Source organism: Belnapia sp. AC561, assembly GCF_979252845.1.
In genome coordinates this window covers 161,131-176,129 of sequence record NZ_CEEDBP010000005.1, presented here as the reverse complement: position 1 = coordinate 176,129, position 14,999 = coordinate 161,131, and the positions used below count along the sequence as shown (strand labels likewise).

The window sequence follows — 14,999 nt, the reverse complement described above, 5'->3', positions numbered from 1 at the left end:
CGCGCGTCGCAAGGCGCCCCAAGGAGACTGACCGCCATGCCGAATTTCGCCCAGCCCACCCGCTACGGCCGCATCTTCCCGCCCAACCCCGCCTGGCTCGCGCAGCGCCCGCCCGAGCCGGCGCTGGAGCCGGCGCTGCCGATCATCGATGCCCATCACCACCTCTGGGACAGGCCGGACCAGCGCTACCTGCTGCCGGAATTCCTCGCCGACCTGGGCGCCGGCCATACCATCGCCGCCACCGTCTTCGTCCAGTGCCACGCCATGCACCGCGCCACCGGGCCGGAAGAACTGCGCCCGGTGGGGGAGACCGAATTCGTCGCCGGCATCGCCGCGATGAGCGACAGCGGCGGCTATGGCCAGACCCGCATCGCCGCCGGCATCGTCGGCTTCGCCGACCTCACCCTGGGCGCCGGCGCGGGCGCGGTGCTGGATGCGCATATCCGGGCCGGCGGCGGCCGCTTCCGCGGCGTGCGCCAGTCCGCGGCCTGGGATGCCGACCCCGTCATCGGCAATGGCCACCCCGCGCCCGGCCTGCTGCTGCGGCCGGAATTCCGGGCCGGCCTCGCGGAGCTGACGGCGCGCGACCTCGCCTTCGACCTCTGGGTCTTCCACACCCAGCACCGGGATGCGATCGACCTCGTCCGCGCCTGCCCGGCGACGCAATTCATCCTCGGCCATTGCGGCGGGCCGCTCGGCTACGGCCCCTATGCCGGGCGACGGGACGAGGTCTTCGCGCAATGGCGATCCGGCATGGCCGAGCTGGCGCGCTGCCCCAATGTGGTGGTCAAGCTGGGCGGGATGCTGATGCGCCTCGCCGCCTACGACTACGGCGCGCTGGAGCAGCCGCCGACCTCGGCCGAGCTGGCGGCGCATTGGGATCCCTACATCACCACCTGCATCGAGCTCTTCGGCGCCGACCGCTGCCTGTTCGAGAGCAACTTCCCGGTGGAGAAGATGGGCATCGGCTACGGCGAGATCTGGAACGCCTTCAAGCGGCTGGCCAAGGGTGCCTCCGCCGCGGAGAAGCAGGCGCTGTTCAGCGGCACCGCGGCGCGCGTCTATCGCTTACGGGCAAACGGCTTTACCGCGGACGGCGCCGGGGCGCATGCTTCCCGGACCGGCACGGGAGGGAACTGATGAACGCGTTGCGCAACCGGCCATTCCGGCACATCGAGGTCAACCGCATCGCCGGCTCGCTCGGCGCCGAGGTCTCCGGCCCCGACCTGTCCGAGGAACTCGACGACGAGGTGCTGGCCGAGATCCGCCAGGCCCTGCTCGACAACCTGGTGATCTTCTTCCGCGGCCAGGCGCTGACGCCGGCGCGGCAGCTCGCCTTCGCCCGGCGCTGGGGCGACATCCACCTGCATCCCTTCATGCAGGGCATGGCGGATTTCCCCGAGGTGCTGGAGATCAAGAAGACCCCCTCCGACAAGAAGAACTTCGGCGGCGACTGGCATTCCGACCAGATGTTCACCGCGAAGCCCGCCATGGGCACCATGCTCTATGCCAAGGAGGTCCCCTCGGCCGGCGGCGATACCCTCTTCACCAACCAGTACCTCGCCTATGAGGCACTGAGCCCCGGCATGCGGGCGATGCTGGACCCGCTGAAGGCGATCAGCCGCGGCGATAGGCTGGCGAGCCAGGGCGGCCAGACGCGGCAGCAATTCCACGGCACTAACAGCGTCTCGATGAAGGCCAAGGACCCCGGCAAGGTGCAGACGACGACCCTGCATCCGCTGATCCGCACCCATCCCGAGACCGGCCGCAAGGCGCTGTTCATCGGCGGCCATGTGCATGGGCTGGAGGACATGACGGAGGCCGAGGCGAAGCCGCTGATCGGGTTCCTGATGGCGCATTCGACCCGCCCGGAATTCACCTGCCGCTTCCGCTGGGCCAGCGGCTCCGTCGCCTTCTGGGACAACCGCTGCACCCAGCACTACGCGATCAACGACTATCCCGCCGAGACCCGCATCATGCACCGCGTCACCATCTGCGGCGACGTGCCTTTCTAGTCAGGCGCTGAAGCTCCAGCCCGCCGGGGCGCGGCCGAGCCAGCGCTCCGGCTCCCCCGGCCAGCGCGGCGAGCCGGCCAGCGACACGCCCCAGGCGGCGCCGACGCCGAGCACGCGCAGCCCATCCGCCGCCTCCGCCCGGTAGCCGATGTGGTGATGCCCATGCACCACCAGCCGGGCGCCCATGGCGCGGGCCAGGTCCTCCAGCACCGCGACGCCGCTGGGATGCGAGGTGGGCGCCTCATGCGTCACCAGCACATCCGCCCGCTGGCTGGCGAGATGGTCCACATCCTCCGGCCAGATCGCCATGACCGAGAGGGAATGCGCCAGCGCCGCCGTCGCATCGGCGCTCCAGCCCGGGCCGAGGGTGGCGAGATCGGCCGCCAGCTCCGCCCGGCGGCGGATGCGCGGCGGATTGGGCGGGTTCCAGACCCGCGGCCGGAAGGTGCCGCCGAGGCCGGCGATCCGCACGCCCGCGATCTCCCGCACCCGGCCATGCAGCGCGCCCGCGGTGCTGATCGGGTTCAGCGCCGGCTCCGTCAGGTTGGCCCACATCCCCGGCCCGCCGTCGTAGTCGTGGTTGCCGAAGATCCAGTGCAATTCGGCACCGGTCTCGAGGATCGGCGCCGCCAGCTGGTCCAGCGGCTCATGGCATTCCATGTCGCCGAGCAGCACCACCGCCTCCGGCGGCCGGGCGAGGGCCGCAAGGCCCCGCGCCACATGGTCCCAGCGCCGGTGGATGTCGCCGACGAAGACGATTCCCTCATGGTCGAAGCCGGTCAGATCACGCCCTCCGCTGCCAGCGCCGCAACCTCGGCGCGGGAATAGCCCAGCAATTCGCCAAGCAGCCGCTCGTTGTCCTCGCCATAGCCCGGGGCGCCGCGGCGGGTGATGCCGCCGGCATGGCCCGGCGTCGCCGAAAGCTTCACCGCGGGCAATTCCGTCACCGGCCACTGGCCGATCCGGGTGCCTTCGATCTCGGTCAGCCAGTCCAATGCCGCGAGCTGCGGATCATGCTCGCAGCGATCCTCGGCATCCTGGCAGACCCCTGCGGCGATGCCCGCCGCCTGCAGGGCCAGCATGGCCGCCGGCGCCTGCTGCGTCACCGTCCAGGCGGTGACGGCGGCTTCCAGAGCCGGCTGGTTCGCCAGCCGTGCCTCCAGAGTGGCGAAGCGGGCATCCGCCAGCCAGCCCGGTTGTCCCGCGACCTGCGCCAGCGCGCGCCACTCGGCATCCGTGAAGCAGGCGATCGCCAGCCAGCGATCCTCGCCGGCACAGCGGAAGGCCCCATGCGGCGCCGCCGGCTTGTAGGGCGAGCGATTGCCGATGCGGCTCCAGACCCGGCCATTGGCCGCATGATCCAGCACCGGCACGCCGCCGAGGAAGATGCCGGACTCGCATTGCGAGCCATCGATCCACTGGCCCCGCCCGGTGCGGTCGCGGTGCAGCAGCGCGCCGAGGATCGCCATGGAGAAGCCATAGGCGCCCATCCAGTCGAGGAAGGAATAGCCCCAGCCCGCCGGCATCGCCGGCTCCGGCAGGCCGGACATCTCGGAGGTTCCGGCAAAGGCCGCCGCGACCGGGCCGATGGTGCGGAACCGCCCATAGCTGCCGACGCCGCCCATGCCGGATTGCTGGACATAGATGATATCCGGCCTGATCGCGCGGAGCGCCTCGTACCCCAGCCCCAGCCGGGCCAGCACGCCGGGCGAGAAGCCCTCCGCCACCACGTCGGATTGGGCGATCATCCGCCGGGCGATCTCGAGCCCCTTGGGATGGCGGATGTTCAGCGAGAGGCCGGACTTGCCGGCATTCTTGTTGTTGAACTGACCGCCCATGTCGGGGTCGGTCACCGGCGGCAACGGCGCGGTCGCGCCACGCCGCGCCGCCCGCCCGCCGACCGGCGCCATGGCGGCGAGGCGGGTATCCGGGTTCTCCTTCCACTCCACCTTGATGACATCGGCGCCCAGCGCCGCCGCCAGCCGGGTGCCGCCGGCCGAGGCGAGGAACCAGGAGAAGTCGAAGATCCGCACCCCCTGCAGCGGGAAGGCCTTGCCATGCGCCGAGAGCCGCGTGGGCGTCTCGGTGCGCGGCCTGGCGGGGACCGTCGCGGCAGGGGAGGGGGTCTTGAGCCCGGCCAGCACCGCCGCCGTATCCTCGCCCAGCAGCGGCGCCCGCCGGCCGACCTGCCAGCGCGTCTCGGTGCTGAGCCAGCGGCTCACCGGATAGGTGAAGCTGCGACCGAGTTCCGGATGCTCCACCTCGGCGAAAGTGCCGCGCGCCTGCCAATGCGGATCGCCGGCATTCTCATGCGGCTTGCGCAGCGGCGCCCAGAGCAGCCCGGCCCCCTGCGCCTCCCGCCAGGGCAGCGTCTCCCAGGTATGGGCGCGGATGAAGCGCTGGATCACCTCGGTGATATGCGCCGCGGCTTTCCCGGCGGTGCCGGAGCCGGGGACGTTGCGGGCGCGGATATCGGCGCCGTCGCCAGGCTTCACCAGATCCGCCTGCATCCCGAAGCGCTCGAGGAAGGGAACCAGATTGGCCTGGTCCCGCACCGAGACTCCGGTGGCGATGCACCAGCGCCCGTCCTTGGTATGGCCGATGGTCGGCACATGCGTCGGAATTTCCCCGGCATGGCGGCAGGTCATGCGGAACAGCGGGGCGCGCCGCATCACCCAGGACATCACGTCCAGTTCCGGGTTCTTCGAGACCGCCTCATGCACTGCGCAGGAGAGGTCCTGGCCTTCCCCGGTATGCAGCCGGTGCAGCAGCGCGGCGAGGATGCCGACCATCAGCTGCTCGCCGGCGATGTGATAGGCCTGCCAGAGCTGCGGCGCGATCGGCGGCAGGTCGTAGCGCCTCGCCGGATCGGGATCGTAGCCGCAGTTCATCATGATCCCGCCGAGGGCGAGATGCACCAGGTCGCTGCCCTTGAAATCCTTCCAGGGCCCGGTGTCGCCGAAAGGCGTCATCCGCGCGACGACCAGCCGCGGATGCCGTGCCCGCAACGCCGCGACATCGAGGTCGCGCCGCGAGGTCAGCAGGATATCCGCCCGCGCCAGCAGCGCCTCGCCCTCGGTGCTGTCCAGCGCCAGGGTGACGGAGCGCTTGCCCCGGTTGTAGGCCCAGAAATGCAGCGACCGCTCCGGCCCCGGCACGTCATCGAGGAAGGGCCCGATCCGCCGCGTCGCGGCACCGTCCTCAGGCTCCAGCTTCACCACCTCGGCGCCGAGCCCGGCGAGCATCAGGCCGCAGTATTCCGCCGTCTCGTCGGCGACCTCCAGCACCCGCATGCCGCTGAGGATGCCGGGCGCATCGTCTGGCACCTGCCCGGGGACGGGCACCGTCATGCGCATGGCCTTCGGGCCGCCATGCTGCGCCCTTGCGGCAGTTCGATCATTCCCGCGTTCCCTTGCCCCAGGCCGAGGCATCTTGCGGCCACGCTAGCGTGCGTCTCGCGCAGGCGGCAAGTGCGGGCCAGGACGCGAAAACTCGGACGGGAGGAGGGGAAACCGGTGGTGGGCGCGACAGGGATTGAACCTGTGACCCTTCGCGTGTGAAGCGAATGCTCTACCGCTGAGCTACGCGCCCAAACCGTGTTGGGAGCGGGTTAGTAAGGGCATCGCCGCCCCGGCGCAAGCCCCTTCCGCCGCCTATTCCGGCCGGATATTCGCCGCCGCCACCACCTGCGCATAGCGTGCCACCTCGGCCGCCACGAAGCGCCCGGATTGCGCCACATCGGCCCCGATCAGGGAGAAGCCCAGCTCCCCCGCCTTCTGCACCAGGACCGGCTCCGCCGCCGCCCGGCGGATGGCCGCGGCGATCCGTTCGACCAGGGCTTCCGGCAGCCCGGCCGGCGCCTGGATCGCCGTCCAGCTGGTGATCCGCAGATCCGGCAGCCCCGCCTCGGCCACGGTCGGCACTTCCGGCAACAGCCGGTGCCGCGTGGTATCGGTCACCGCCAGGGCCCGCAACCGGCCGCCCTGCACCTGCGGCAGGCATTCCGGCAGGTTGGAGATCACCAGGTCCAGGTTGCCCGCCACCAGGTCGGTGACCGAGGGCGCCCCGCCCCGGTAGGGCACGTGCTGCAACCCATCCCCCGCCCCCGCCGCCCGGCGGAACATCTCCAGCGCCAGATGCGGCGGCGAGCCGGTGCCGGAGGACCCGCCGTTGAGACGCCGGGACCGCGCCGCCATGGCCAGCTCGCCGAGACTCCGCCAGGGCGCCTCCGCCCGCACCACCACCACCAGCGGCAGCGCGCCGAGCAGGGTCAGCGTCCGCAGGTCGCGCAGGAAGTCGTAGGGCCCCTGCGGGAACAGCGAGGCATTGATCGCATGGGTCAAGGTGATGGCGAGCAGGGTATGGCCATCCGGCGGGGCCTTGGCCACGGCATCGGCACCGATCAGCGCATTGCCGCCGGGCCGGTTCTCGACCACCACCGGCCGGCCCCAGTCCTCGGCCAGCCGCTGGGCGACGAGGCGGGCCATGATGTCGGTCTGCCCGGCCGGGGTGAAGGGCACCACCAGCCGCACGGTCCGGTCGGGGAAGGCCGCGGGCTGCGCCAGGGCGGCCGCCGGCAGCAGGCCCAGCCCGCCGGCCAGCAGGTGGCGGCGGCGGGTCATGGCAGGCCGTTCCGGACATGCCGGCGATAGGCCGGCCGCTCCGACAGCCTCTCGTAATAGGCCGCCAGCGCCGGCAGCGGCAGCGGCGCGACATGCCGCATGCTGTACCAGCGATGCACCACGAAGCCGGCCGGGATATCCGCCAGGGTGAACCCGGCGCCCGCCAGATAGGGCCCGGCCGCCGCCAGCGCCGCATCCAGCTGGCCCATGCGCCGCCCGTATTCGAGCCGGCCATGCGCCACGAACCAGGGGTTGGTCCAGGGCTCCAGCCCCAGCTCCCCGCCGAGGTAGGCGGCACGCATCGGCTGGGTCAGGTCATAGGCGACCCAGTCCATCCATTGCTCCACCCGCGCCCGGGCCAGCGGTTCCGCCGGCAGCAGCCCCGCCGCGCCCTGCCGCGCCGCCAGGTAGCGCAGGATCACATGCGATTCCCGCAGCACCGCCGCGCCATCCAGCAGTACCGGCACGGTGCCGAGCGGGTTCAGCGCCAGGAATTCCGGATCGTCGGTCGGGCGGTGGCCGCGCCCCCAGGGTTCCAGGGTGACGTCCAGCTCCAGCTCCGCCAGCAGCCACAGCACCTTGCGGACGTTGTAGGCATTCGGCCGTCCGAGCAATGTCAGCCCCTCCCGCTGAGCCATTAAACACCTCGGTTTCGTTGAATGGACTGTATCACGCTGGTGGATGCAGCTTAGCCTTGCACGCCAGCCCCGGCCGCCGCAACTTCCGTCGCAACGATGACCGACCCGCGAAAGACCCTTCGATGAGCAGCAGACGGCAGTTACGGCTCGGCGCCTTCATGCGGCCGGTCAGCATCCATACCGGCGCCTGGCGCTATCCCGGCGCCTTCCCCGATGCCAACTTCAACTTCGCCCACTACAAGCGCTTCATCCAGACGCTGGAGCGCGGCCGCTTCGATGCCTTCTTCATGGCCGACCACCTGGCGCTGCTGAACATGCCGGTCGAGGCGCTGAAGCGCAGCCATACCGTCAGCAGCTTCGACCCGCTGACCCTGCTGCCCGCGCTCGCCGCCGTCACCGAGCATATCGGGCTGATCGCCACCGCGAGCACGACCTACAACGAGCCCTACCACATCGCCCGCAAATTCGCCTCGCTGGACCATATCAGCGGCGGCCGGGCCGGCTGGAACCTCGTCACCACCTCGAACCCCGATGCGGCGAAGAACTTCGGCCACGACGAGCACATGGCGCATGGCGAACGCTACCAGCGCGCCCGCGAGTTCTTCGACGTCGTCACCGGACTCTGGGACGGCTGGGCCGATGACGCGCTGATCCGCGACGTGGACAGCGGGATCTACTTCGACCCCGACCGCGTCCACGTCCTGGACCACAAGGGCCCCGAGTTCACCGTCCGCGGCCCGCTGAACGTCGCCCGTCCCATCCAGGGCTGGCCGGTCATCGTCCAGGCCGGCGCCTCCGAGGCCGGCCGGCAGATCGCGGCCGAGACTGCCGAGGCGGTCTTCGCCAGCCAGGCGACCCTGGCCGAGGGGCGGAAATTCTACGCCGACATCAAGGGCCGCATGGCGCGGCTCGGCCGCGACCCGGACCACCTGAAGATCCTGCCCGGCGCCTTCGTCGTGGTCGGGGAGACGCTGGCCGAGGCAAAGGCCAAGCGCGCCCACCTCGACAGCCTGGTGCATTACGACAGCGCCATCGCCTCGCTCTCGATCGCCCTCGGCACCGATGCCTCGAAATTCGACCCGGACGGCCCGTTGCCCGAGATCCCCGACACCAACCAGAGCAAGAGCGGTCGCGAGCGCACCATCGCGCTTGCCGAGCGGGAGGGGCTGACCGTCCGCCAACTCGCCCAGCGGCTCGGCGGCTATGGCGGCCTCGCCATGGTCGGCACCCCGGCCATGATCGCCGACGAGATGGAGCAATGGCTGGTCGAGGGCGGCTCCGACGGCTTCAACGTGATGTTCCCCTGGCTGCCCGGCGGCCTCGACGATTTCGTCGACCAAGTGGTGCCGGAGCTGCAGCGCCGCGGCATCTTCCGCCGCGAGTACGAGGGGAAGACCCTGCGGGAGAACCTCGGCCTGCCACGGCCGGAAAGCCGCTTCTTCCCCGCCGGCTGAGTTGTGGCGGGGCGGGCAGGGGCCATATCCCGGGCATGGGAAACCGACACCTGCTCGCCGCCAGTGCTTCCCTCTGTGCAGCCCTGCTGCCCGCCCCCGCCGGGGCGGCCCCGCTGGTCGCCCGCTACGAGGTGACGGCCGGCGGCCTGACCATCATGCAATTCGATGCGAGCTTCGACCTCGACGGCCCGCGCTATGCCATCCGCATCCAGAGCCGGATGCGCGGCATGGCCGGCTGGTTCGCCAGCGGCGAGCAGGTGACCTCGGCCGAGGGCCGCTGGGAGGGCAATCACCCCATCCCAGGCCGCTACCGGCAGGAAGGCACCTGGCGCGGCAAGCGCCGGGTGGTCGCCATCGACTATACCCCGGCCGGCATGCCCCAGCTCCGCGCCATCGAGCCGCCGAACGACGGGGAGCGGGAGGCGGTGCCCGCGGCGCTGCAGCAGGACACCATGGATGGGCTTTCCGCCCTGGCGAAGCTGGTCCGCAGCGTGGCCCGCACCGGCCGCTGCGATACCGCCGCGGCGGTCTTCGACGGCCGCCGCCGGTCCAACTACAGCGTCCGCACCGTCAGCCAGGACATCCTGCCGGCCTCAGGCGGCTATGCCGGCCCGGCGCTGCGCTGCGCCTTCGAAAGCCGCATCCTCGCCGGCTTCCTGCTCAGCCAGGACCGCGAGGCCGAGGCGAAGATCCCGCACCCCGCCACCGCTTGGCTCGGCGAGCCCTGGCCGGGGGCGGGGCCGGTCCCGGTGCTGATCGAGTTGCCGACCCGCTGGTTCGGCGCGGTCCGGGCGGTCCTGGTCTCGGTCGGCCCGGATGGCTCAGGCCGGTCGGTGGCCCAGGGCAGCACGGGCCAGCAGGGCCGGTAGCAGCGTCCCTAGCTCCTCCGGCCGCGCCGCCACCGCTGCGGCACCCTCGGCCATGGCCGGCGTCCCATAGCCCCAGCCGGCGAAGATGCAGGGCAGGCCGGCCCCGGTCGCCGCCATCACATCGTTGCGATGGTCACCGATCATGATGGCCTGGTCCGGCCGTCCTCCCGCCAGCGCCAGGGTGGCCCGCACATGCGCCGGGTCGGGCTTGCGGGTCGGGAAGCTGTCGCCTCCGCCGACCGCGGCGAATCGGCCGGCGAGGCCCAGGGCCTCCAGCAGGGCCGCGGTCGCCGCCGCCGGCTTGTTGGTGCAGACCGCCAGGCGCCAGCCCGCCGCCTCCAGCCCGGCCAGCACGTCATCGATGCCCGGGAACAGCGCCGTCGCCTCGGCCGCGCGGGCGGTATAATCGGCGCTGAAGCCGGCCAGCGCGGCCTCCTCGAAGGGCTGCCCGCGCGCTGCCAGGGCCCGTTCGACCAGCACGCGGACCCCGTCGCCGATCATGCCGACCACCTCGGGCCGGGTGAATCCGGGCAGGCCGCGCCCGGCCATGAGCCGGTCCAGGGCGGCGTGGATATCCGGCGCGCTGTCCACCAGCGTGCCATCGAGGTCGAATACGGCGACAGGATGCATGGGCTACACTGGCCCGGGACGCCGCGCGGAGCAATGCAGCCTGCGAGCCGCCCCACCCGGCCCCTGGCCCGCGCCATGCTCCGTCCGGTCATATCCCGCAATCCAACTTGACCCTGGCGGGGGTTGCCCTGCCTATCCGCCAGCGACTACCGGAGACGCCATGCCCGCCGCCGCCATCATCCTCGCCGCCGGTCTCGGGACCCGCATGCGCAGCAGCCTGCCTAAGGCGCTGCACCCGGTCGCCGGCCGGCCCATGCTCAACCATCTCCTCGCCGCCTGCGAGCAGGTCTTCGACCGCATCGTGGTGGTGGTCGGGCCCGCCATGCCGGCGCTGGAGGCGGCCGCCCGGCCGCATGCGACGGTGGTCCAGGCCGAGCGCCTCGGCACCGGCCATGCCGCCGCCCAGGCCGCCGGGCTGCTGCGGGACTTCCCCGGCGACGTCGCGGTGCTCTATGCCGACAACCCGCTGATCCCGGTCGAGACGCTCCGCCGCCTGGTCGCCCGCCGCGCCGAGGCCGGCCTCGCCCTGCTGGCCATGTGCCCGGCCGACCCGGGCCGCTACGGCCGCGTGGTGACCGATGCCGCCGGCGACGTCGCCGCCGTGGTCGAATGGGCCGATGCGACCGAGGCCCAGCGGGCCATCCCGCTCTGCAATGCCGGCGTCGTCTGCGGCCCCGCCGCCGATCTGTTCCGCTGGCTGGACGCGGTGCGGCCGGAGAATGCCAAGGGCGAATACTACCTGACCGACATCGTCGCGCTCGCCGCCGCCGATGGCCGCCGCGTGGTCGCCGAGGAAGCCGCCGAGGCCGACCTCGCCGGCGCCAACAGCCGGGCCGAGCTCGCCACCCTGGAGGCCGGGATGCAGTCCCGTCTCCGCGCCGCGGCGATGGCGGGCGGCGCCACGCTGGTTGCGCCGGACACCGTCTTCCTCGCCTGGGACACCGTGCTGGGCCAGGACGTCACCATCGGCCCCCACGTGGTCTTCGCCCCCGGCGTGACGGTGGAGGACGAGGTCGAGATCCGCGCCTTCAGCCACCTCGAGGGCTGCCTGGTCCGCCGCGGCGCCGTCATCGGCCCCTATGCCCGGCTGCGCCCCGGCACCGAGGTCGGCGAGGCCGCGCATGTCGGCAATTTCGTCGAGCTGAAGGCCACCACGCTCGGGCGCGGCGCCAAGGCCAACCATCTGAGCTACCTCGGCGATGCGGCCATCGGCGCGGGATCCAACATCGGCGCCGGCACCATCACCTGCAACTATGACGGCGTGAACAAGCATCGCACCGAGATCGGCGCCGGCGCCTTCATCGGCAGCGATACCGCGCTGGTCGCGCCGGTCCGGGTCGGCGACCGCGCCCTGGTCGCCGCCGGCAGCGTCATCACCGAAGACGTGCCGGATGATGCGATGGGCATCGCCCGGGGACGGCAGGCGAACAAGCCGGGGCGCGGCTTCAAGGGCAAGAAAGGCTAGTCATCATGTGCGGCATCGTCGGCGTCATCGGCAAGGCGAGCGCGGCACCCCTGCTGCTGGAAGCGCTGCGCCGGCTGGAATACCGCGGCTATGACAGCGCCGGCATCGCCACCCTGGTGGAGGGCGAGATCGACCGCCGCCGTGCCGAGGGCAAGCTCGGCAACCTCGCCGCCGTGCTGGAGCGCGACCCGCTGCCCGGCACCACCGGCATCGGCCATACCCGCTGGGCAACCCATGGCGCCCCCACCGAGCGCAACGCCCATCCGCACAGCACCGCCCGCGTCAGCGTCGTGCATAACGGCATCATCGAGAACCACGCCGAGCTGCGCGCCGAGCTGGAAGGGAAGGGCGCCGTCTTCGAGACCGAGACGGATACCGAGACCTTCGTCCGCCTGGTCGATGACTTCCTGCACCAGGGCTATACCCCGCAGGCCGGCTTCGCCGCCGCGCTGAAGCGGGTGCATGGCGCCTTCGCCCTCGCCGCCATCTTCGCCGGCCACCCGCGCCTGCTGCTGGCCGCGCGCCAGGGCGCGCCGCTCGCCATCGGCTACGGGGAGGGCGAGATGTTCGTCGGCTCCGACGCGCTGGCGCTCGCCCCGCTCACCCGCCGCATCGCCTATCTGGAAGAAGGCGACTGGGCCGAGCTGACCGACGACGGCGCGCAATTCTACGACGCGACCCATCAGGCCGTCTCGCGCAAGGTGGTCGTCACCGCCGTCTCCGGCGCCGCGGTCGGCCGCGGCAACTACCGACACTTCATGGAGAAGGAGTTGCACGAGCACCCCGCGGTGCTCGGCGATACGCTGCGGCAATATCTCGACCCGAAGACCCTGGAGGTGCGCCTGCCGCGGCTGCCCTTCGACCCCGCGAAGATCACCCGCCTCACCATCTCCGCCTGCGGCTCCGCCTTCCTCGCCGGCATGGTCGGCCGCTACTGGATCGAGCAGCTCGCCCGGCTGCCGGTCGATGCCGATGTCGCCAGCGAATTCCGCTACCGCAACCCGCCGCTGGCCGAAGGGGGTGCTGCCATCCTCATCAGCCAGTCCGGCGAGACCGCGGACAACATGGCCGCGCTCCGGCTGCTGAAGGACGCGGGGCAGCATGTTCTCTCGGTGGTCAATGTCCCGGAATCCTCGATGGCGCGGGAAAGCCATGGCGCGCTGCTGACCGTCGCCGGGCCGGAGATCGGCGTCGCCTCGACCAAGGCCTTCACCGCCCAGCTCGCCGTGCTCGCCTGCCTCGCTATCGGCTTCGGCCGCGCCCGACGGGAGCTCTCGACGCTCGACGAGGGCCGCCTGGCCCAGACCCTGCTGGAGGTGCCGAGCCAGGCCGCCGCCATCCTCGAGCAGGATGCCCAGATCCGGGCCCTGGCGGTGGAAGTGGCCAAGGCGCGGGACGTGCTTTTCCTCGGCCGCGGCGCGCTATTCCCTATCGCCCTCGAGGGCGCGCTGAAGCTGAAGGAGATCAGCTACATCCACGCCGAGGGCTATGCCGCCGGCGAGATGAAGCATGGCCCGATCGCCCTGATCGACAGCGAGGTGCCGGTCATCGCCCTCTGCCCCTCGGGACCCTTGTTCGAGAAGACCGCGAGCAACCTGCAGGAAGCCGCGGCCCGCGGCGGCCGGGTCATGGCCTTCACCGATGCCGATGGCGCGCCGGCCCTCTCCCGTTTCGCCGAGCGCGTCATCATCCTGCCGAAGGTCGGCGAATTCTCGACGCCGATCCTCTACGCCATCCCGGTGCAGCTGCTGGCCTATCACGTGGCGGTGCTGAAGGGCACGGACGTGGACCAGCCACGCAACCTGGCGAAGAGCGTGACGGTCGAATAGGGCGCCTAGCCGTCGAGGATCGCCACCGCCCGGGTCCAGCCGGCCGAGCCTTCATGCACCTTCACCGGGAAGCAGGAGACCATGAAGCCATCGGCCGGCAGCGCCTCCAGGTTGTGCAGCTTCTCGATGTGGCAATAGCCGATCTCGCGCCCGGCCCGGTGCCCCTCCCAGATGATGTCGGGTGAGGCACCCTCGGCCAGCCGCCGCTTGGTCACGCTGAAGGGCACGTCCCAGGACCAGGCATCGGTGCCGCAGAGCCGGATGCCCTGCTCCAGCAGGAACATCGTCGCTGCCTTCCCCATGCCGCAGCCGACATCGACGTAGTCGTCCTCGCCGTAGCGCAGCCCCGCCGCGGTATTGACCACCACGATCTCGAGCGGCGCCAGCACATGGCCGATCCGCCGCAGCTCCGCCGCCACGTCGTCCGGCTGCACCGTGTAGCCATCGGGGAAATGGCGGAAATCCAGCTTCACCCCCGGCTGGAAGCACCAGTCGAGCGGCACCTGGTCGATCCGCATCGAGGGCTCGCCGCCCGGCACCAGCCTCTCGTTCATGCGGGGGAAGAAATGATAGGGGCTGTCCAGATGCGTCCCCGCATGGGTCGAGATCTGCACCTGCTCCCGCGCCGCATACTTGCCCTCCGGCAGCGCATCCAGCCCGATGCCAAAATAGGCGGCGATCGGCGGCGCCGTCATGTCGTGATCGTGGTACTCGATCTTCGGCAGCGCCCAGGGCGGGTCGGATTTGATCCCCGCCTTGAGCGGAACCGAGATATCGATGATGCGACGCGGCATGGGCGGGCTCTCCCGGATATTGTCCGGAGCCTAGAGCCTTTATCGCCCGCCGCACCAGCCAGCGTCGCCGGCCGCGCTAGGTCAGGGCCACCTGCGTGCCGAGGAAGGTCGCCGAGGCCGGGAAGTGCGTCACCAGCTGAATGTTGCTGCCGCCGGTGGCGATGACTAGCACCATCGTGGCGCAGGGCGAGGACTGCTTCGGAAAGACCCTGCCGCCACCCTCGAAGGTGAAGCCCGCGTAGCCCGTGGGGATGCCGACGGCAAAGAGGAATTTGTCGGCATCCCGGTTCACGTAGTAGGCCGGGCTCGCCATGTAGATCGAGGACCAGAGCATGTCCTTCTCCTCATCGATCGAGATGTCCGAGAGGGTTGCGACCGTCGAGTAGAGCGGTTGCGCGCTGGGCGGCTTGCCCCAGACGGTCTTCATGATCGTGCCGGTCTGGACCTGTGCGGTGCCGGTCTTCTGGTAATAACCCTGTGGTGCGTTCGGGTCGGCCGCGTCGTGGTTCGCGGCATAGGCCTTGGCGGCGCAACGGTGCTTGTCGTCATGGCCGGCGGCGTAGGACAGATAGGCCGCCTCCAGGGCGGATTTGCTGCGGAGCGCGGTGATTGCGCCCCTTGCGGTTGCCAGGCTCATGGAATTCCCTCCGGGGTTTAACAGCATGATGCCAGGGCAACGATGC

13 protein-coding genes and 1 tRNA gene are annotated in these 14,999 nt (G+C 71.1%); 6 read left to right on the top strand and 8 right to left on the bottom strand.

The window, feature by feature from the left end; genetic code table 11:
* The first annotated feature begins 36 nt into the window (after positions 1-36).
* Positions 37-1,140 carry an amidohydrolase family protein gene (locus AC0IW9_RS06325; protein WP_471647362.1) on the top strand — a complete coding sequence of 368 codons (1,104 nt, stop codon included), beginning with the start codon at positions 37-39 and terminating at the stop codon, positions 1,138-1,140.
* Positions 1,140-2,015 carry a TauD/TfdA dioxygenase family protein gene (locus tag AC0IW9_RS06320; RefSeq protein ID WP_471647361.1) on the top strand — a complete coding sequence of 292 codons (876 nt, stop codon included), beginning with the start codon at positions 1,140-1,142 and terminating at the stop codon, positions 2,013-2,015. The genes AC0IW9_RS06325 and AC0IW9_RS06320 overlap by 1 nt, the downstream gene beginning before the upstream one ends.
* Here AC0IW9_RS06320 and AC0IW9_RS06315 read toward each other — a convergent pair whose 3' ends face one another.
* From AC0IW9_RS06315 to AC0IW9_RS06295, 5 genes are all read right to left on the bottom strand, one after another.
* A complete protein-coding gene (locus tag AC0IW9_RS06315) occupies positions 2,016-2,774 on the bottom strand; it encodes a metallophosphoesterase family protein (protein ID WP_471647421.1) in 759 nt (252 codons plus the stop codon).
* A 20-nt stretch (positions 2,775-2,794) separates the two neighbouring features.
* Positions 2,795-5,365 carry a CaiB/BaiF CoA transferase family protein gene (locus AC0IW9_RS06310; protein ID WP_471647360.1) on the bottom strand — a complete coding sequence of 857 codons (2,571 nt, stop codon included), beginning with the start codon at positions 5,363-5,365 and terminating at the stop codon, positions 2,795-2,797.
* Between the two features lie 166 nt (positions 5,366-5,531).
* Positions 5,532-5,606: transfer RNA gene (locus tag AC0IW9_RS06305), tRNA-Val, on the bottom strand.
* 62 nt (positions 5,607-5,668) lie between these two features.
* Positions 5,669-6,637, bottom strand: coding sequence for a tripartite tricarboxylate transporter substrate-binding protein (locus AC0IW9_RS06300; protein ID WP_471647359.1), 969 nt, complete (start codon positions 6,635-6,637; stop codon positions 5,669-5,671).
* On the bottom strand, positions 6,634-7,251 hold the full coding sequence (locus AC0IW9_RS06295) for a glutathione S-transferase family protein (RefSeq protein ID WP_471647358.1): 618 nt from the start codon (positions 7,249-7,251) through the stop codon (positions 6,634-6,636). Before AC0IW9_RS06295 ends, AC0IW9_RS06300 begins: the two co-directional genes overlap by 4 nt.
* A gap of 146 nt (positions 7,252-7,397) precedes the next feature.
* Here AC0IW9_RS06295 and AC0IW9_RS06290 point away from each other — a divergent pair, with 146 nt between their 5' ends.
* Both AC0IW9_RS06290 and AC0IW9_RS06285 read left to right on the top strand, forming a co-directional pair.
* Positions 7,398-8,729 carry an LLM class flavin-dependent oxidoreductase gene (locus AC0IW9_RS06290; RefSeq protein ID WP_471647357.1) on the top strand — a complete coding sequence of 444 codons (1,332 nt, stop codon included), beginning with the start codon at positions 7,398-7,400 and terminating at the stop codon, positions 8,727-8,729.
* Between the two features lie 35 nt (positions 8,730-8,764).
* Positions 8,765-9,598, top strand: coding sequence for a DUF3108 domain-containing protein (locus AC0IW9_RS06285; protein WP_471647356.1), 834 nt, complete (start codon positions 8,765-8,767; stop codon positions 9,596-9,598).
* Here the strand turns inward: AC0IW9_RS06285 and gph are convergent.
* Positions 9,551-10,228 carry a phosphoglycolate phosphatase gene (gene gph / locus AC0IW9_RS06280; RefSeq protein ID WP_471647355.1) on the bottom strand — a complete coding sequence of 226 codons (678 nt, stop codon included), beginning with the start codon at positions 10,226-10,228 and terminating at the stop codon, positions 9,551-9,553. The genes AC0IW9_RS06285 and gph overlap by 48 nt on opposite strands.
* Before the next feature lie 160 nt (positions 10,229-10,388).
* On the opposite strand from gph, the gene glmU reads away from it, so the two are divergent.
* Positions 10,389-11,693, top strand: a complete 1,305-nt coding sequence (glmU, locus tag AC0IW9_RS06275; RefSeq protein WP_471647354.1) for a bifunctional UDP-N-acetylglucosamine diphosphorylase/glucosamine-1-phosphate N-acetyltransferase GlmU — start codon at positions 10,389-10,391, stop codon at positions 11,691-11,693.
* Positions 11,694-11,698: 5 nt separating this feature from the next.
* The gene (gene glmS, locus AC0IW9_RS06270) at positions 11,699-13,522 is read left to right on the top strand and encodes a glutamine--fructose-6-phosphate transaminase (isomerizing) (protein ID WP_471647353.1); all 1,824 of its coding nucleotides are present in this window, start codon (positions 11,699-11,701) and stop codon (positions 13,520-13,522) included.
* Positions 13,523-13,527: 5 nt separating this feature from the next.
* Here the strand turns inward: glmS and AC0IW9_RS06265 are convergent, their stop codons facing one another.
* A complete protein-coding gene (locus tag AC0IW9_RS06265) occupies positions 13,528-14,316 on the bottom strand; it encodes a cyclase family protein (protein WP_471647352.1) in 789 nt (262 codons plus the stop codon).
* 76 nt (positions 14,317-14,392) lie between these two features.
* Positions 14,393-14,953 (bottom strand): hypothetical protein, encoded by a 561-nt coding sequence (locus AC0IW9_RS06260; RefSeq protein ID WP_471647351.1) that lies wholly within the window; start codon positions 14,951-14,953, stop codon positions 14,393-14,395.
* Positions 14,954-14,999 lie beyond the last annotated feature (46 nt).

Coding starts and splice junctions, on each gene's coding strand:
- AC0IW9_RS06310 (WP_471647360.1), bottom strand. CDS start 5,365: ATGACGGTGCCCGTCCCCGGGCAGGTGCCAGACGATGCGCCCGGCATC.
- glmU (WP_471647354.1), top strand. CDS start 10,389: ATGCCCGCCGCCGCCATCATCCTCGCCGCCGGTCTCGGGACCCGCATG.
- glmS (WP_471647353.1), top strand. CDS start 11,699: ATGTGCGGCATCGTCGGCGTCATCGGCAAGGCGAGCGCGGCACCCCTG.
- AC0IW9_RS06300 (WP_471647359.1), bottom strand. CDS start 6,637: ATGACCCGCCGCCGCCACCTGCTGGCCGGCGGGCTGGGCCTGCTGCCG.
- AC0IW9_RS06260 (WP_471647351.1), bottom strand. CDS start 14,953: ATGAGCCTGGCAACCGCAAGGGGCGCAATCACCGCGCTCCGCAGCAAA.
- AC0IW9_RS06290 (WP_471647357.1), top strand. CDS start 7,398: ATGAGCAGCAGACGGCAGTTACGGCTCGGCGCCTTCATGCGGCCGGTC.
- AC0IW9_RS06320 (WP_471647361.1), top strand. CDS start 1,140: ATGAACGCGTTGCGCAACCGGCCATTCCGGCACATCGAGGTCAACCGC.
- gph (WP_471647355.1), bottom strand. CDS start 10,228: ATGCATCCTGTCGCCGTATTCGACCTCGATGGCACGCTGGTGGACAGC.
- AC0IW9_RS06285 (WP_471647356.1), top strand. CDS start 8,765: ATGGGAAACCGACACCTGCTCGCCGCCAGTGCTTCCCTCTGTGCAGCC.
- AC0IW9_RS06325 (WP_471647362.1), top strand. CDS start 37: ATGCCGAATTTCGCCCAGCCCACCCGCTACGGCCGCATCTTCCCGCCC.
- AC0IW9_RS06265 (WP_471647352.1), bottom strand. CDS start 14,316: ATGCCGCGTCGCATCATCGATATCTCGGTTCCGCTCAAGGCGGGGATC.